This is a genomic window from Mesorhizobium sp. B2-2-3, assembly GCF_006442405.1.
Taxonomy (GTDB): Bacteria; Pseudomonadota; Alphaproteobacteria; order Rhizobiales; family Rhizobiaceae; genus Mesorhizobium.
Map to the genome: position 1 here is coordinate 486,680 of NZ_VFWC01000003.1, position 17,763 is coordinate 504,442.

General features: G+C 63.9%; 14 protein-coding genes. 7 read left to right on the top strand and 7 right to left on the bottom strand.

Going from position 1 to position 17,763, the window contains the following annotated elements; translation table 11 throughout:
• Positions 1 to 169: 169 nt before the first annotated feature.
• The 3 genes from FJ951_RS08350 to pncB form a co-directional block, all read right to left on the bottom strand.
• Positions 170 to 1,474 (bottom strand): ABC transporter substrate-binding protein, encoded by a 1,305-nt coding sequence (locus FJ951_RS08350; protein ID WP_140514345.1) that lies wholly within the window; start codon positions 1,472 to 1,474, stop codon positions 170 to 172.
• Positions 1,475 to 1,630: 156 nt separating this feature from the next.
• Positions 1,631 to 3,070: a hypothetical protein gene (locus tag FJ951_RS08355; protein ID WP_140514347.1), complete on the bottom strand. Its 1,440-nt coding sequence runs from the start codon at positions 3,068 to 3,070 to the stop codon at positions 1,631 to 1,633.
• 200 nt (positions 3,071 to 3,270) lie between these two features.
• Positions 3,271 to 4,575, bottom strand: coding sequence for a nicotinate phosphoribosyltransferase (pncB, locus tag FJ951_RS08365; RefSeq protein WP_140514349.1), 1,305 nt, complete (start codon positions 4,573 to 4,575; stop codon positions 3,271 to 3,273).
• 194 nt (positions 4,576 to 4,769) lie between these two features.
• Here pncB and speB point away from each other — a divergent pair, with 194 nt between their 5' ends.
• On the top strand, positions 4,770 to 5,825 hold the full coding sequence (gene speB, locus FJ951_RS08370) for an agmatinase (RefSeq protein WP_140491375.1): 1,056 nt from the start codon (positions 4,770 to 4,772) through the stop codon (positions 5,823 to 5,825).
• A gap of 48 nt (positions 5,826 to 5,873) precedes the next feature.
• Here speB and FJ951_RS08375 read toward each other — a convergent pair whose 3' ends face one another.
• Positions 5,874 to 7,277, bottom strand: coding sequence for an MATE family efflux transporter (locus FJ951_RS08375; protein ID WP_140514351.1), 1,404 nt, complete (start codon positions 7,275 to 7,277; stop codon positions 5,874 to 5,876).
• Positions 7,278 to 7,561: 284 nt separating this feature from the next.
• Here FJ951_RS08375 and FJ951_RS08380 point away from each other — a divergent pair, with 284 nt between their 5' ends.
• The 6 genes from FJ951_RS08380 to ugpC all read left to right on the top strand — a co-directional run bounded on the left by FJ951_RS08380 (position 7,562) and on the right by ugpC (position 13,991).
• Complete coding sequence (locus FJ951_RS08380; RefSeq protein WP_140514353.1) at positions 7,562 to 8,479, top strand: AraC family transcriptional regulator; 918 nt, start codon at positions 7,562 to 7,564, stop codon at positions 8,477 to 8,479.
• Between the two features lie 283 nt (positions 8,480 to 8,762).
• Entirely contained in the window at positions 8,763 to 9,992 is a 1,230-nt protein-coding gene (locus FJ951_RS08385) for an extracellular solute-binding protein (protein ID WP_246671695.1), read from the top strand.
• A 155-nt stretch (positions 9,993 to 10,147) separates the two neighbouring features.
• Positions 10,148 to 11,014: a sugar ABC transporter permease gene (locus tag FJ951_RS08390; RefSeq protein WP_140514356.1), complete on the top strand. Its 867-nt coding sequence runs from the start codon at positions 10,148 to 10,150 to the stop codon at positions 11,012 to 11,014.
• 11 nt (positions 11,015 to 11,025) lie between these two features.
• Positions 11,026 to 11,838 carry a carbohydrate ABC transporter permease gene (locus tag FJ951_RS08395; RefSeq protein WP_140491365.1) on the top strand — a complete coding sequence of 271 codons (813 nt, stop codon included), beginning with the start codon at positions 11,026 to 11,028 and terminating at the stop codon, positions 11,836 to 11,838.
• Positions 11,839 to 11,853: 15 nt separating this feature from the next.
• Complete coding sequence (locus tag FJ951_RS08400; RefSeq protein WP_140514358.1) at positions 11,854 to 12,900, top strand: NAD(P)-dependent alcohol dehydrogenase; 1,047 nt, start codon at positions 11,854 to 11,856, stop codon at positions 12,898 to 12,900.
• 2 nt (positions 12,901 to 12,902) lie between these two features.
• Positions 12,903 to 13,991 (top strand): sn-glycerol-3-phosphate ABC transporter ATP-binding protein UgpC, encoded by a 1,089-nt coding sequence (gene ugpC / locus FJ951_RS08405; RefSeq protein ID WP_140514360.1) that lies wholly within the window; start codon positions 12,903 to 12,905, stop codon positions 13,989 to 13,991.
• A gap of 8 nt (positions 13,992 to 13,999) precedes the next feature.
• Here ugpC and FJ951_RS08410 read toward each other — a convergent pair whose 3' ends face one another.
• The 3 genes from FJ951_RS08410 to FJ951_RS08420 are packed head-to-tail and all read right to left on the bottom strand — an operon-like array spanning position 14,000 to position 17,754.
• A complete protein-coding gene (locus tag FJ951_RS08410) occupies positions 14,000 to 15,586 on the bottom strand; it encodes an FGGY-family carbohydrate kinase (protein WP_140514362.1) in 1,587 nt (528 codons plus the stop codon).
• Positions 15,583 to 16,266 (bottom strand): HAD family hydrolase, encoded by a 684-nt coding sequence (locus FJ951_RS08415; RefSeq protein ID WP_140514364.1) that lies wholly within the window; start codon positions 16,264 to 16,266, stop codon positions 15,583 to 15,585. Before FJ951_RS08415 ends, FJ951_RS08410 begins: the two co-directional genes overlap by 4 nt.
• A 9-nt stretch (positions 16,267 to 16,275) precedes the next feature.
• Positions 16,276 to 17,754: a mannitol dehydrogenase family protein gene (locus FJ951_RS08420; RefSeq protein ID WP_140514366.1), complete on the bottom strand. Its 1,479-nt coding sequence runs from the start codon at positions 17,752 to 17,754 to the stop codon at positions 16,276 to 16,278.
• Between the last annotated feature and the right edge of the window lie 9 nt (positions 17,755 to 17,763).

Here is a 17,763-nt window from a genome sequence, read left to right on the forward strand (position 1 = left end):
CGATAGCGCAATCGCGCCCCTTGAGGGGGGTGAGAAGTGGTCCGCGCAGCGGACGGAAAGCCAATTGCTTGGCTTTCCGAACGACGAACGCCCGGAGCGACAGCGAAGGGCCGGGTCCGGCAGGACAGAGGGGGGCGGCTTGGCGCTCACGCTTGTTAGATGGCTAGGCCTACAACGCCTGCGTCGTATAATCCCCCTCGGCCTCGTAAAGCCCGTCCTCGATCTTGGTCTTGTGCACCACCTTGAGCTTGCCGCCGTCGACCTTGGAGATGTTCTGGATGCCGAAGCACTGGTGGATCTTGCCGTTGAAGGTTTTTGGCCCCTGCGGATGCTCCGGACCTTCGGCGAATTCGGTCAGCGCCTCGGTCGCCTCGACCAGCTTGGCGCGGTCTTCCGGGCCCTTGTAGCCGGCGTCTTCCATCGCTTTCTTGACGACGTAGAGCGTCTCCCAGCAGCCGAACATGTGCGCGGCGGTGGAGACATCCTTGGGGTCGCCGACGGCCGCGCCATTGTCGTCGATGCCGACGGCGGCGCGATAGGTCTTCTGCGCCTCGGAATCGTCCGCCTGGGCATAACGCGGCGAGCCTTCCCAGAAATGACTGCCGTCCAGGAATTCGAGCCCGGGGCTGTTGATGTCGACGGCTTCGAGCGAATCGATGAAGCCGAACAGCTGCGGCCGGTTGGAGCCGTAGAACTCGCCAAGCTCCTTGACGAAGGTGAGCACCGCCGGGCCGACCATGACGTGGTAGATCACCTCGGTCTCGGCAGGGATCTGCGGGAAGTATTTGGTGAAGGAGCTCTCCGTCGGTGGAATGGCGATTTGCGCGATGACCTCTGCGCCCTGCGCCTTCAACGCCGGCGGGAGGTAGTCGCGGTGGTCGTAGCCGAAAGCAAAATCGGGGAAGATCTGTGTCACCTTCTTGCCGGCATTGGCCGCGATCCACGGCGCCATCGACTGGATCTGGCTCTTTACGTCGGTGATGCCGGGCTGGAAGACATAGCGGTTGAGCTTGGTCGAGGCGACATGGTGGCCTTCGCTGACGACGAAATAGGGCATCTTGGCTTCGCCGGCGGCGGGTGCCGAGCCGATGACGACATGCGAGAACAAGGTGCCGAAGACGATGTCGGTCTTGTGCTGGGTGGCGAACTTGCCGACCACCTCGGCACCGCGGCCGGGATCGGTGCCGTCATCCTCGATGATGACCTCGACCGGCCGGCCATTGATGCCGCCGGCCGCGTTGATCGCCTTGACCGCCGCGGCCGTGGTCTTCTCGTACCAGCGGCCATAGGCGGCGCCGATGCCGGTTCGGTGCGACTGGAAGCCAATCTTGATCGGGGCGGAGCTTTGCGCCTGGGAGTAGCGGACGAAACCGGGCGCGACCGCCAGGCCGGCGCCGGCGGCCAGACCCTTCAGCGCGGTGCGGCGGGTGAGACCGGCCTTGGAGAGATCGAAAAACCCATTCTTGTCAGTCACGGCAGTTCCCCTGTTTTTGAGTTTTGACCAATGGCTGGAACGTAGCAGACCGCGTCCTGCGGACGGCCGAAATTGCATGTGTACAAACTAAATCACCAAAGTCCGGACACGGCAATGCCGTTTCCCCAGGGGGATCCCGGTTTATTTCCACCGCGTCTAGCCAACGGTCGGCGTGGCGAGCAGCCAGAGGCCGAAGACGGTGTAGGCGATCATCAGCAAGGTGAGCGGAAACTGGCTGAGCGCGGCGCGGGCGGGAACCGGATGCAGGCGTGCGGCGAAGCCGTGGGCGACGAGCACGGCAAGCAGATGACCGAGAATGATGGCACCGGCCTGGATGTTCCACAGCCACCATGCCGAGCCCGCGCCGGCGATGATGCCGGCTTCGATCTGCATGTCGGCGGTGCCGAAAAGGTTCCAGCCGAGCGCAAACGGATCGGACAGTGCCGCAAGCGCATACTGGCCGTCGACCAGCAGCGCCGTCAGGTAATGCGCGATGTGGTAGGCGAGCGCGATCGGCACGATCGACCAGACCAGCAGCCCCGTCGCCTCGCCAAGCCTGTGGCCGTCGCCGGCGAGCTTCTGGCCGACGACCACGGCAAGCAGGAAGACCGCCGCAAGCAGCATGAATGTCAGGACGAGGCCAAAACTGCCACTGCCGATCACCGCCGTGCGGCCGGGGAATTCAAGCGGATTGATGCCGAACAGGCCCAGCCAGAAGAAGGTCTTCGACAGGCCGTCATAGGAAACCGAGGACAGGGCGAGCAGCAGGAAGGCCACGCCGCTTGCCGGCAAAGGCGCGGCGGTCAGCAGCTTGGCGCCCGGCCAGCATAGCGCAAGCCGGCCGCGCTCGTCGCGCACGAGCGGCGCGAAGCGTGCCACCATCGAGAAAAAGACGGTGAGGAATTCGCCGCTACGGGCCCACGCCCCATAACCGAACGACAGCATCGCCAGCAAGGTGAACAACCAGTAGAGGCCGGCGGCCCGGGCCAGCCGTGTCGGATCGTCGGGCGCCGGATCGATGAGCTCGAACCAGGCAAAAGCGAAGAACAGGAGGACAGCCGGCCAGTATCCGAGCCATGATGGAAGGCGCCTGGCCGCTTCACCGCCCCTGCCGGCCAGGCGCGACAGGAGACGCACCGGCCCGTACCAGGGATTGAGCCAGGACCAGAGGTCGCCGAGGAAACCTTGCAGGAGCGTGAAGCCGGCCCACAGCAGTGTCCAGATCACCAGAGGCAGCGGGTTGGAGAGCGGATCGCGGCTGCCGAGAAAACCCGCGGCAATGAGACATGCAAAGCCGGCAAAGGATATCAGGCTGGCAGCGGTGCGGGCATCATCACCCAGTGTGAACAGTGGCAGGCGCCGCCGCCAGAAACGATCGAGCCGATGCGCCGGCAGCAGCGCCAGCACGAGGAAGCTGGCGGCCACGGCGAAAGCGCCGCCGACAAGGTAATAGCCGGTCGGGAGAAGCAGGACGTGGCCGCGGTCCGAGGCGTGGGCGAAGGCTGGGGTGGGTGAGAGGAGCAATAGAGCGATAGGCAAAGATGCTAATGACCGACGACGGCACTCTACGGCGCCCCCCTCTGTCCTGCCGGACATCTCCCCCTCAAGGGGGGAGATTGGCGGTTTCTCTGTCGGCGCTTCCCTTGCAACGCCGGAGGTTCGCGAAGACGAAGATGACAGCATGATCTCCCCCCTTGAGGGGGAGATGTCCGGCAGGACAGAGGAGGGCGCCAAGGAACTCAGCCTATCCGACTTTGCCGTCTCGTATGGCGATGCCGGAAGCACCGGTGGTGCCCTCACACCTTGATCAACTGCTCCACCCGGTCCTTTTCACCGAAGATGCGCAGATACCGCTCGATCTCCTTGAGGTCGCCCGTCGCCTTGGCCGGATTGTCGGAGAGCTTGACCGCTGGCCGGCCGTTGGCCTCGGTCACCTTGCAGACCAGCGATATGGCGTCGAGGCTGTCGGTTGCCGTAGGCGCGCAGCCCTCGAAATCATTGGTCAGGTTCGTGCCCCAGCCGAAGGACATGCGCACCTTGCCCTTGAAGTGGCGGTAGGTCTCCTCGATGGTCTCGACCTCGAGCCCGTCGGAGAAGATCAGCAGCTTCTGCCTGGGGTCCTTGCCCTTCTCGCGCCACCAGGACAGGATCTTCTCGCCGCCCTCGATCGGCGGCGCGCTGTCGGGGCGAAAGCCCGTCCAGTCGGCCACCCAGTCCGGCGCGTCGCGCAGGAAGGAAGCCGTACCGAAGGCGTCGGGCAGCACGATCAGCAAATTGCCGCCATAGTAGCGCTGCCAATCCTGCAGCACCTTGTAGGGCGCCTGTTTCAATTCCTTTTCCGAATTGGCCAGCGCCCCAAGCACCATCGGCAGTTCATGCGCGTTGGTGCCCAGCGCCTCGAGGTCGTTGTCCATGGCCAGAAGCACGTTGGAGGTGCCGGTGAAAGCCTCGCCGATGCCTTCCTTCAGCGCTTCCACGCACCAGCGCTGCCACAGGAAGGAATGGCGCCGGCGCGTGCCGAAGTCGGAAATACGGATGCCGGGCAGCGCCTTCAGCCGTTCGGTCTTGGCCCACATCTTGGCCTTGGCGCGGGCGTAGAGCACGTCGAGCGTGAAAGGCCCGAACGACCGCAAGGCGGCGCGCGAGCGCAATTCGTTGATGATGGCGAGTGCGGGAATCTCCCACAGCGTGGTGTACATCCACGGGCCGCTGAAGGAGAGTTCATACTGCCCGCCGCGCCTGGAAAGCTCGTACTCGGGCAACCGGAAATTCTCCAGCCAGGCCAGGAATTCCGGCTCGAATATCTGCTTGCGGCCATAGAAATTGTTGCCCCCCAGCCAGATCATCTCCTTCTTGGAGAAGCGCAAGGTGCGGGCGTGGTCAAGCTGTTCGCGCAACTCGCCCTCGTCGATCTCCTCGGCCAGCCGCACCGAAGTGGTGCGGTTGATCAGCGAAAAGGTGGCGTCGACCTTGGGGTACATGCCCCAGATCATCTGCAGCATCAGAAGCTTGTAGAAATCCGTGTCCAGCAGGCTGCGCACGATCGGGTCGAGCTTCCAGGTATGGTTGTAGACGCGCCGCGCAATATCGGTCCTGGCCATGTCTCGTTACCGCCTTCGCTGCCTGCCGCCCATGATCGCGACAGGCCTCATAGCATCGAATTGGCAAAAGCGCTGCCCGGTTTCAGGCTGGCCCGACAAAAAGAAAGACCTGCGGCAGCCAACCCGTCCGAACGCAATTGATTTTTCCAAAGCGCTACCGGACACTCCGGAGAAACAGACAGGAGAAAACCGACATGGGTTATGACAGCGGCAAGCTCGACGCGTTGCGCCGCAAATATGGCGAGAGCCATGGCGGCGAGATGTTCGACCCGAAGTTCCGCAAGGTCGCCGACAAGATATTCTCCAAGTCAGGCACGCGGCTGGCGCCCTATTCCGGTATCCCCACCTTCCTCGCCGCACCCTATCGCGAAATATCGGCCGACAACCCGGATTTCGGCGATTTGCAGGTGGCGATAACAGGCGTGCCGATGGATCTCGGCGTCACCAACCGGCCGGGCTCCCGCTTCGGGCCGCGGGCGCTGCGCGCCATCGAGCGCATCGGCCCCTACAATCACGTGCTGGAATGCGCACCGACGCATGAGCTCAGGGTCGCCGACATCGGCGACGTGCCGTTCCAGAGCCGCTACCGACTCGAGACCTGCCATGAGGACATCGAGCGCCGCACCAACCAGATCGTCGATGCCGGCGTCATTCCATTGTCGGTCGGCGGCGACCATTCGATCAGCCATCCGATCCTGAAGGCCGTCGGCAAGAAGGCCCCGGTCGGCCTCATCCACATCGACGCCCATTGCGATACAAGCGGCTTGTTCGACATGACCAAGTTTCACCATGGTGGCCCGTTCCGCAACGCGGTGCTCGATGGCGTGCTCGACCCGACGCGCACCATCCAGATCGGCATCCGTGGCTCGGCCGAATATCTGTGGGAGTTCACCTACGAATCCGGCATGACCGTGATCCATGCCGAGGAGGTGACCGGCCTCGGTATCCCCGCCATCATCGAGAAGGCGCGCAGAATAGTCGGCGACGGACCGACCTATGTCTCCTTCGACATCGACAGCGTCGATCCGGCCTTCGCGCCGGGCACCGGCACGCCGGAAGTCGGCGGCCTGACGACTCGGGAAGTGCTCGAACTGCTGCGCGGCCTCAAAGGCCTCAACATCGTCGGCGGCGACGTGGTCGAGGTGGCGCCGCAATATGATGCGACCACCAACACCGCGCATGCCGGCGCCCAGGTGCTGTTCGAAATACTGAGCCTGATGGTGTTCAGCCCGGCGCTCAAAAACAGCTGACGCCGACAATGACGGAAAGGCCACCGGACAACCCGGCGGCCCTCTGCATCAGTGTTCGAACACCAGCGGCGGCGCGAGGCGATCCCGCCGTAGCCAGCGCGCCAGAAGCAACGCCGCCACCACCGCCAGTCCGCTGGACAGCCCGATCCAGATGCCGACGCCATGGAAGCCGAAAGGGAAGGCGAGCAGCACGCCCAGCGGCAGGCCGACGCCCCAATAGCCGATCGCGGCATAGATCATCGGCACCTTGGTGTCGTGCAGGCCGCGCAGCATGCCGGCGGCAACCGCTTGCGCGCCGTCGAAGACCTGGAACAGGGCCGCGAAGACCAGGAACGATACGGCAAGCGTGATCACCCTGGCATTGGCCGGATTGGCCAGGTCGATGAAGGCGCTGATCAGGAGATGCGGCCACAGGATCATTATCAGGCCCATCAGGGCCATGAACGAGACGCCGATGACGAAGGCGGTCCAGCCGGCGCGCGAGACGCCTTCCGGATTGCCGGCGCCATGCGCAAGCCCGACGCGCACCGTCACCGCTTGGTTGAGGCCGAGCGGCACCATGAAGGAGATCGACGCGATCTGGATGGCGATGGCGTGCGCGGCAAGCGAATCCGCGTCGATAAGGCCCATCAGCAGCGCCGCGGCATTGAAGATCGTCACCTCGAAAGCAAGGATGCCGGCGATCGGCAGGCCGAGCCGCAGCAGGCCCTTGAAGCGCGGCCAGTCGGACCGCCAGAAGCGGCCGAACAGATGATAGCGCCTGAATTTCTTCTCCCACATCACCACGGCGGCCATGCCGACGAACATCAGCGTTGAGGACAGCGAGGTGGCAAGGCCCGAGCCTGATATGCCCATGGCCGCAACACCGAGATTGCCGAACATGAACACCCAGTTGAAGAGCGCGTTGCAGGCGACGGCGACAAAGACGATTATCAATGCCCAGCCCGGCCGCTCCAGCGCCGATATGAAGGAACGCAGCACGATATAGCCGTAGAAGGGCAGCACCGCCCATTCCAGCCAGCGCAGGTAGATGCCGGCGCTGTGCGCCAGAGCGGGCTCCTGGCCCATGGCGAGCAGCACGTTCTCGCCGTGCCAGAGGAAGATCCAGATCGGGACGCAGATGAGGATCGCCAGCCACAGGCCCTGGCGCACGGTGCGGCGCAGGTCGCGCACCGAATGACGGCGGCGGCCGAGCTCGGTCGCCATCATCGGCGAGGTCGCCAGCATCAGGCCGAGGCCGAAGATCAGCGGCATGAAATAGAGATTGGCGCCAAGCGCGCCGCTGGCCAGCGTGTCCGCCCCCAGCCTGCCCATCATCATGACGTCGGTGGCCGTCATGGCGGTCTGGCCGAGATTGGTCAGCACCATGGGCCAGGCGAGCGCCAAAGTCGCCCTGATTTCCTGACGCCAAAGATTTTCCGGCGCGCGAGCGCCGGCTTCGATCGCAGACATTATTCCGCTCTTTCAAGGTTGCGGCGCATCGGCAAAAAAGCCGGAAGCCGCATTGCAAACGGCGAGACCTTCGGTTTCGCGGCGTTTACGTCAGCTTTTGTACGAAACGCGACATGAAGGCAAGGGAGGAGGGGCGGGAACGGATTGATCCAGTCGGATCGCCGATGACGCTGAAGCCTCGTGACCGACGCTCTCCGACGGCCCATTTCACACATGGCCCCAAGGCTGCTACGCATTGCAAGGACGAGCGAGGTGCCACGGAACCCAAATTTGCAGGAGGCAGGATGCAGTTCAGGCGCAAAAGGAATCCGGTTGCGACGCTTCGCACGGCGCCGGCCTTCGAACATATCGTCACCGAGGCGAGCGACAGTTTCCTGTGGCGGCTGGACGACTATCCCTGGGAGCGCAATGTCTGGAATTTCCATCCGGAGTACGAAATCCACCTCTTGCGAAAATCCTCCGGTGTGGTGCTGGTCGGCGACCACATCGGCGAGTTCGGGCCGGGTTATCTGACCATCGTCGGCGGCGGGCTGCCGCATGATTGGGTGACGGCGGTGCAGCCGGGCGAGCTGATCGAAGGCCGCGACATCGTCCTCCAGTTCGATGCCGAGAGGCTGCGCGGCTCGGCTGGCCTGTTGCCCGAACTGCGCGAACTGGAGCCGTTCCTGGAGCGGTCGCTGCGCGGCATGGTTTTTCATGGCCGCACGGCACTGGAAGGCGCCGAGACAATGGAACGGATGGGGGAGGTCAGCGGGCTAACCAGGTTCTGCCTGTTCCTGAACCTCGTCGATCTCCTCGCCAGGACCGACGAATACGAGCTGTTGTCTTCGCCGGATTTCTCCCCTGTTCTGGATGCCACCTCGCTCGACATCATCCAGCGCACGCTGACCTATCTGTTCCAGCATTTCGCCGAGGATCTGAAGCTGCCTGATGTGGCGGCGCTCGCGGGAATGACCGAGAGCACATTCTCGCGCTTCTTCCAGAAGAACACCGGCAATTCCTTCAGTGACCACCTTGCCAAGCTGAGGCTGTGGCAGGCCTGCAAGCTGCTGGCCGATACCGATATTCCGATCACCGACATCTGTTTCCAGGTCGGCTACATGAACATCTCCAATTTCAACCGCGCCTTCATGCGCAAGCACAAGATGACGCCGTCATCCTATCGCAAGCTGTCGCGGCAGCGGTTGGCGATGCGCGCGTAAGCACGCCCTGAAATCACTGTCCCAGAGTCCGATCGATACTCATGTGAGATTGGCCGCAACCGGATGCCGGTTTTTGCGCCGCACAATGCATAAAAGTACAGGTCTTCTGCAACGGGGCTTCTAGCGCGAGCCGTTGCAACTCCGCATTTTGGCGATGGGTGGCAAGTCGCTCGGGCGATGGTGAGGATCGCGCAAGCCGAGGACGTCCGCTTCCTGCGACGTGTTCCTGGAGGAGAAAATAATGAAACCAATTCGGCTCGCTGCCAGCCTTGGTGCAGCTTTCATGCTTTCCGCTGCCGTTTCCACCATCGCTTTGGCGCAGGCGCCGGTCTGCTCGGCGCCGGTCAAGGTGCTGGCGCAGCCACGTGACGGCCTGACGCTTCTGGAGGACTCCAAGGCCGAGTTCGAGAAGCTTGCCGGCGCCGGCTTCCAGATCGATTACCTCAACGAGAACGACCGCCGCGCAAAATCGCGCGCCGATGCGTCCACGGTCGGCAACTACAACGTCTACTATGTCGACGAAGCCAATGTCGCGCTGTTCGCGTCCTCGAAATGGATCGTGCCGCTGAGCGATTATTATCCGGCCGACTACGACTATGCCGATTTCGATCCGGGCCGCCAGAAGGTCGCCACCTATGATGGCAAGGTCTGGTTCGCGCCGCTGACCGGCGGCGGCGACCTGATGGTCTATCGCAAGGACGTGCTGGAGGCAGCCGGCATCCAGCCGCCGAAGACGCTCGACGAGCTGATCGCCGACGTGCCGAAGCTGACCAATCCGGACAAGGGCATGTATGGCATCGCGCTGCGCGGCGCGCGCGGTTCGGGCGCCAATGTCTGGCGCTGGATGCCGTTCTTCAAGGCCTATGGCGGCCAGTGGTTCGACGGCGACAAGCCGGTCTTCAATTCCGACGCCGCGGTCAAGGCGACCGAGACCTACCTGAAACTGTTCAAGGATTCGGCGCCCGGCACGCAGACCGGCAGCTGGGATGAATCGACCGGCGCCTTCCTGTCGGGCCAGGTCGCGATCCTGGTCGAATCGACGCCGCTGTCGGGCATGGCGGTCGACCCGAAGACCTCGCAGGTCGTCGGCAACATAGGTTTCCTGCCGCCCCCGTCGCCACTGCCCGGCGGCGGTTACGGCCATGGCCTCGCCATCGCAGCGAAGGCCAATGCCGACGACGCCTCGAAGAAATGCGCCGGCCTGTTCATCGCCTGGGCAACATCGAAGGAAAACGAGAAGCGCCGGCTCGACGCCCACCAGTTCGGCGAGCTGAACCGCACCAGCATTCTGGCCAGCAAGGAATTCGCCGATATTTACGGCGCCGATCTCGGCCAGGCACTGGCCGAAACCGGCAAGGTCACGGCGGTCAATTTCTGGCAGGACCCGCGTTGGCCCGATCTCGGCGACCGCTGGGGTATCATCCTCGAGGAATTGGTCACCGGTACCCGCACCGACATCAAGGGCGGCCTCAACGAACTCGAGGCCTATGCCAACGAGCTGGTGAAGAAATAAGCCATCCTCCCCCTGCGGCGCGCGGTCCACGGCATTCGGTGGAGCGCCGGAACCTGTGCGCCGCAGGTCTTGGTTTCATCATTGCGGTTTGAGCCAGCCTTCGCGCGAAAGGTCAGTCATGCTCAATCATTCGAGACGCAGCAGAGGTTAGACAGATGCCGCGACGCTCATCCCTGCCGGTCACCTTCGTCGTGCCGACACTCGCCATCCTTCTGGTGCTGTCGATGGTGCCGACGCTCTACGCGGTCGTCATCGCCCTGCAGAACCGTGAACTCAGCTCGACAGCCTATTCCTATGTCTGGCTCTCGAACTTCGCCGACCTGTTCGTCGACCGCCGCTTTCTCAATGCCGTCTGGGTGTCGGTGAAATGGGAATTCGTCACGGTCATCGCGACAATGACGGTCGCCATCGGACTGGGCGTCCTGATGTTCGAGGTCGCGTCGCCGCGCCTGCGCAACGTCTATTGCCTGCTGTTCATCATCCCGGTCCTGCTGCCGCGCGTCTCGGCGGCCTTCGTCTGGAAGTTCGCCTACCATCCGCTCTACGGCATCGCCACTTACCCCTACCGGCTGCTGACCGGTGGGCTGATCTTCGATCCGCTGTCCAAGCCGTCGACGGCGCTGTTCGCCGTCGCTTCGGTCGACGTCTGGCAATGGGGCCTGTTCTTCGCCGTCATCGTGCTGAAGCTCCTGGAAACGCTGCCGCCGCAGCCGATCGAGGCGGCCCGGCTCGACCATGCCAAACGCTGGCAGATCCACGCCTATGTGACCTTGCCGATGCTCAAGGCGCCGCTGATCAGCCTGATGTTCGTCAAGATGATCGAGTCGCTGCGCTCCTTCGACCTGATCTATGTGATGACCCGCGGCGGTCCGGGCGTGGCGACCGAAACGCTCGACATGTACGCCTTCTCGCAAGGTTTCATCGAGTCCGGCAAGGTCTCCTACGCCTCGGCGATGGCGGTGCTGATGATGATCGCCACCGTCATCACCTTCACCATGCTGTGGAGGCGGGTGCAGGCATGAGACCATATCGCATGAGACCCGGCCGCCTGATCGGCAAGACCGTGCTGGCGTTTGCCGGCTTCATGGCCGTGTTTCCGTTGCTGTGGACGGCGCTCAATTCGTTGAAGAACAATGTCGACATCATCACCCGCGTCCCGCGCCTGGTGTTCACGCCGACGCTGGCCAACATCAGCTATATCGTCGGCCGCGACAGCGTCATGACCGGCCTCTACAATTCGGTCGTCGCCTGCGGTTGCGCGGTGCTGATCGGCGTGGTGCTCGGCCTGCCGGCGGCCTACGCGGTAGCGCGCTACCCGAACCGCTGGGCCGGCGACATCCAGTTCTTCGTTTTGTCGCTTCGCTTCCTGCCGCCGGTGGCGGTCGCCATTCCGCTGATGGTGATCTGGCTGCAGCTCGGGCTTTACGACACGCTCGCCGCGCTGATCGTCACCTATTGCCTGCTCACCATCTCGGTGATCATGTGGCTCGCCATTCCCGCCTTCCAGGCCGTGCCGAAGGAGGTCGAGGAAGCCGCCTTCGTCGATGGCTACGGCGCCTATTCGGTGTTCTGGAGGATCGCGCTGCCGGTCGCGGCGCGCTCGCTGATCGGCGCGGTGGCTTTCAGTTTCGTGCTGGTCTGGAACGAGTTCCTGATAGCGCTGATGCTGTCGAGCTCCAACGCCAAGACCTTGCCGATCGTCGCCTCGGAACTCTCCCAGCAAGGCATGAACGTGCCATGGGGAATCCTGAACGCCTCGGTCGTGCTTCTGTCGCTGCCGCCGCTTTTGTTTCTCGGCGTGCTCAGCGGATTCCTGAATTCCGTTTTCCGGCAAAAAAAGACTTGAAGCGAGGACGACACGATGCGGGCACTGGTGCTTGAGAAAAAGGGCGAGCTGGCCCTGCGCGAGATCGCGTTGCCGCTCGACGTAGGCCCGGACGACGTCAGGATCGCCATCCATACGGTCGGCGTCTGCGGCAGCGACGTGCACTACTACACCCATGGCGCCATCGGCAGCTATGTCGTGCGCGCGCCGATGGTGCTCGGCCACGAAGCGTCCGGAACGATCGTCGAGATCGGCGCCAATGTCCGGACGCTGAAGGTCGGCGATCGCGTCTGCATGGAACCGGGCGTACCGAACCTGTCGTCGCGGGCGACAAAACTCGGCATCTACAATGTCGACCCGGACGTCACCTTCTGGGCGACGCCGCCGGTGCACGGCATTCTGGCGCCGCAAGCCGTGCATCCGGCGGCGTTCACCTACAGGCTGCCCGACAACGTCTCCTTCGCCGAAGGCGCGATGGTCGAACCTTTCGCCATCGGCATGCAGGCGGCGGCGCGCGCGCGCATCGTTCCGGGTGACGTGGCGGCTGTCGTCGGCTGTGGCCCGATCGGCATCATGATCGCGCTGGCCGCCCTGGCCGGTGGTTGCTCGAAAGTGCTGATTTCCGACTTCTCCGCACCCAAGCTCGAAATTGCCGGGCGCTATCCCGGCGTCGTTCCGGTCAACATCGGCGAGCAGCCGCTGGTCGATGCGGTGCGCGCGGCCACCGACGGCTGGGGTGCGGACATCGTCTTCGAGGCCAGCGGCAGCCCCAAGGCCTTCGCTGATTTGTTCGACGTCGTGCGCCCCGGCGGCGCGGTGGTGCTCGTCGGGCTGCCGGTGGAGCCGGTAGCGCTCAACGTGCCGGCGGCCATATCGAAGGAAGTCCGCATCGAAACCGTGTTCCGCTATGCCAACATCTTCGACCGCGCCTTGCAGCTCATCGCTTCCGGCAAGGTCGATCTCAAGCCGCTGATCACCGGCACCTATCCCTTCTCCGACAGCATCGAGGCTTTCGAGCGGGCGGCGGCAGCGCATCCGCAGGACGTCAAGCTGCAGATCCTGCTCAGCGGCGAAAAGGGCTGACCATGTCCGCGATCACCTGTTCTCATGTCGACAAGGCCTATGGCACCACGACGGTCATCCGCGACCTCAATCTCTCGATCGAGGAGCACGAGTTCGTCGTGTTCCTTGGCCCGTCCGGCTGTGGCAAGTCGACCTTGCTGCGCATGTTGGCGGGGCTGGAGGACATCAGCGGCGGCGAGGTCTCGATCGGCGGCAAGGTGGTCAACGATCTCGATCCGGGCGACCGCGGCATCGCCATGGTGTTCCAGAACTACGCACTCTACCCCCACATGACGATCTTCGACAACATCGCCTTTGGGCTGCGGCGCCAGAAAGTGCCGGCGGCCGAGATCCAGAAGCGGGTCGAAGCGGTGTCAAGGACGCTCGGGCTGGAACCCTATCTCGGCCGCAAGCCGGCCGAGCTTTCCGGCGGCCAGCAGCAGCGCGTGGCGATCGCGCGCGCCATGATCAAGACGCCGAAAGTCTTCCTGTTCGACGAGCCGCTGTCCAATCTCGACGCCAAGCTGCGCAACCACATGCGCGTCGAGATCGCGCGGCTGCACCAGTCGCTGAAGACCACCACCGTCTATGTCACCCATGACCAGCTCGAAGCGATGACGCTCGCCGACCGCATCGTGCTGCTCAAGGACGGCGTCATCGAGCAGGTCGGCTCGCCGGCGGAGATCTACGAGCGGCCGGGCAATCTGTTCGTTGCCGGCTTCATCGGCACGCCGAACATGAATTTTGTCGACGTGACGATGGCCCGGAAAGGAAATGGCTGGACGCTGACCAATGGCGGAACTGTCTTCACCGTCAACGGCTCGCGCTTCAAGCTCCAACATGGCGAGCAGGCGGTGCTTGGCATCAGGCCCCCGGATCTCAAGCCCGCGAACCCCGACAGCGCCGGAAATTTCCTGGCGGGAACGGCCGATCTCATCGAGTTTCATGGCAACGATGCACTGGTGACATTCGCTCTTGGCGGCAAGGAGATCAGCGCACTCGTTCCCAGCCGCGTCTGCCCAACTATCCGCAGCGATGTCCGCTATACGTTTGACGAATCGGATATGCATCTGTTCGATGCCAAGTCCGGCCTATCCTTGTTGACACGGTAAGGCGCGTTCTACTGGATCGCGTCGAGCGCCTGGCGTTGCCGGTGCATCTCCAGGAAAATCCGGTAGTCGCGATCGAAGCGGGCGCCGGCGGCCGGGTTGGCGGCGCGCGTCCTGCCGCCCTGCTGCATGGCCAGACAGGCCGCATTGAGGTCGGGGAAAAGCCCGGCGGCCGTCGCCGCCACCATGCCGGTGCCAAGCAACACCGCTTCGTCCGCCAGCGGCTCGACCACCGTGCAGCCGGTGGCGTCGGCATAGAGTTCCATCAAGAGCGGGTTTTTGGTGTGGCCGCCGGTGACATGCAGCGTGTCGATCAGATAGCCATTCTCGTTCAGCGCTTCCAGCACATGGCGCACGCCGAGCGCGATGCCGACGGCGGTGCGCCAGTAAAGCCGGCACAGGCTGTCGAAGGAGGAATCCAGCGTAAGGCCGCTGACCACGCCGACCGCATGTGGATCGGCGAGCGGCGAGCGGTTGCCGTGAAAGTCGGGCAGCACATGCAGCCGGCCGGCAAGTGCATCGCCCTCCGCCGCGCGCAGCTCGGCGACGCGGCTTGCAATCCTCGCATGCATGGCCGCGTTCGGCTCGCCGCCCGCGCCGTGCCAGCGGATGATGTGGTCGAGCAGGGCGCCGGTGGCCGACTGGCCGCCTTCCGACAGCCACAGCTTTGGCAGCGCGGCGCCGTAGTATGGCCCCCAGACCCCTGCAAAGGGCTGCGGATCGGGTGACATCGCCATGACGCAGGAGGATGTGCCGGCGATCAGCGCCAAATGACGGCCGATATTCCGCTCGTCGCCGGCAAAGCCGCCGAGCACGCCAAGCGCACCGGCATAGGCATCGATCACCCCGGCGCCGACCCGGCATGTCTCCGTCAGGCCGAGCTCCGCCGCTGCTTGCGCGCTCAAAGAGCCGATGTAAGCGCCGACCGGACTGGCCCTTTCGGGCAGATTGCCGTGCTCGAAGAGGTCGCCGAGGCCGACGAGTTCGAAGAAATCGCGCTGCCATGCGGGTTCCCGGTGCGCCAGATAGGTCCATTTGGCGGTCAGCGTGCACTGCGAGCGGGCCAGCGACCCCGTCGCCTGCCAGGTCAGGAAGTCGGTAAGGTCGAATAGATAGCCGGCTTCATTCCAGGTCTTCGGCAGGTTTCGTTTCAGCCACATCAGCTTCGGCGTCGCCATTTCCGGCGACATGACGCCGCCGATATAGTTGAGCACCTCATGGCCGCTCGCCGTGCATTCGTCGGCCTCGGCGATGGCGCGGTGATCGAGCCAGACGATGGTGTCCCAGCGCTCCTCTCCGGTCACCGAAACGCTGAGCTGGCCGCCTTGCCTGTCGCGCACGACCAGCGAGCAGGTGGCATCGAAGGAAATGCCGGCAATGTTCTCGGCGGCAACACCGGATTTTTCGCGGGCCGCACGCACCGCGGCGCACACGGCTGACCAGATATCGCGCGAATCATGCTCGGCGTGATCGGCTTTCGGCTGGTGCATGGCGATCGGGTGCTCGGCGCGGCCGAGCAAGGTGCCACTGGTGTCGAGAATGCCCGCGCGGGCGCTCCCGGTGCCGACATCGACCGCGCAAACGAACTGTTTCGTCAAGATGCTCTGTCTCTCGCTCCCAGGCCTGCAATCAGATCTGGCAATTGCAGCATGTCAGCGAATATAAAGTCCGGCTCACTCGACGCAAGCCGCGCTTTCAGGGCAGGGTTGCCGGCATGCGCGCCGCCGGTGAAGGCGAACACGCGCATATCAGCCGCCCGCGCCGCCGCGACGCCGGCGGGGCTGTCCTCGATCACAAGGCATTTGCGCGGATGCGCCCGCATCGAGGCGGCGGCATGAAGGAACAGGTCGGGCGCCGGCTTGCCCCTGGCCACCATGCCGGCACTGAACAGATGCGGCTCCATCAATCCGAGCAGGCCGGTGACGTCGAGCGTATAGCGGATGCGGTCGAGCGTGCCCGAGGAGGCGACGCAGAACGGCAAGCCGAGCCTCGGCAGCACTTCCTTGACGCCGGCGATCGGCTTCAACTCCTCGCGGAATTTGCGCATCAATTCGACACGCATCGTGGTCAGGTGCTGATCGGTGATGGGCAGGCCGAAGTCGCGGGCGAGGATCTCGCGCACGCTTTTCATGCTCTTACCGAGGAAATGCTCGTAGGCCGTATCCTCGCCGATACTGCCGCCGGCAAGCGCGATCATGCCGAGCAGTGCCGAGACCGACAGCGCCTCGCTGTCCACCAGCACGCCGTCGCAGTCGAAAATGACCAGTTCCGGCGCCATGGTCCCGTTTCAGAGCTTGCCGGCGAGGTAGCGCGTCAGCGTGGCGCGCGTGCCATCCGTCCACAGCAGGTTCAATGCATGCGCGAAAGCCTCGACGAACGCGGTGGCGCGCCCGACATCGCCATAGATGTCTTCCATCGCAAGCCAGGCGGCGGGCGCGTCCTTTGCCGCCTTTGCCGTCGCCTGCACGCGGTCCCAGTTCGGATCGTTGGGCTCGATGACCGCGCCGCTGTCCGTCGTGCCGAAGCAGTAGCGGCACCACAGCGCCGATTCAAGTGCCAGGCCGGCGACGCTCTTTCCCGCCTTCAAGCGGTCGGCGATGGTCGGGATGATGAATTTCGGCTGGCGATTGGAACCGTCGAGACAGAGCCGGCGCACCGTGTCGCCGATCTTGGGGTTGGAAAAGCGCTTTTCGATGAGCTGGTAATAATCCTCCAGGACCGTGTCTGGCACCGGCGGTACGGTCGGAATGATTTCGTCATGCTCGAGCTTGTCGAGAAAGCCGCGCACCAGCGGCTCCTGCATCGCCTCATGCACGAAATGGATGTCCATCAGCCCGGCCGGATAGGCGATGGTGGCATGGCCGCCATTGAGGATGCGGATCTTCATCAGCTCGTAGGGCGCGACGTCTTTGACGAACTGCACGCCGACCTTTTCAAGCGGCGGCCGGCCGTCGGTGAAATGGTCTTCCAGCACCCATTGCCGGAAGGGTTCGCAAAAGACAGGCCAATTGTCCTCGACGCCGAAATCCTTGGCCAGGATCGCGCGTTCGCGGTCCGACGTGGCCGGCGTGATGCGGTCGACCATCGCGTTCGGGAAAGCGACATTGCCGCCGACCCAGGCCGCCAGATCCTCGTCGATCAGGCGGGCCAACCCGATGACGCCATCCGACGTGACATGGCCGTTGTGGGGAATGTTGTCGCAGGACATCACCGTGAACGGTGCGATGCCATCGCCGCGCCGCCGCACCAGGCCGGCGAGGATGATGCCGAACACGGTCTTCGGCGTCGCGCCCGGCTGCGCATCGGCGACGATATCGGGATGCGTCGGGTTGAACACGCCGGAGGCAGGATCGATGAAATAGCCGCCTTCGGTGATGGTCAGCGACACGATCTTGATCGCCGGATCGGCCAGCCGTTCGATGATGGCGGCGGCATCGCCCGGCGTCAGGAAGTCGATCATGGCGCCGGTGACGCGGGCGCTCATATGACCCTCGTCCTGCTCGACCACCGTCGTCAGCCAGTCCTGCTCTTCCAGTTTGCCGCGGCCGATCTTCTCGCCCTCGAACACGCCGGCGCCGACCAGCGCCCAGTCGTGGCCGACGCCCGAATTGAACAGCTCGTCGAGATAGACGGCCTGGTGCGAGCGATGGAAGTTGCCGACGCCGAAATGCACGATGCCGGCCTTCAGCGCTGCGCGGTCGTATTTCGGACCTGCGACCCTGGCGGGCAGGTTGGCGAGATTGGCGGAAGAGAGTTTCACGGTCATCTGTTTACC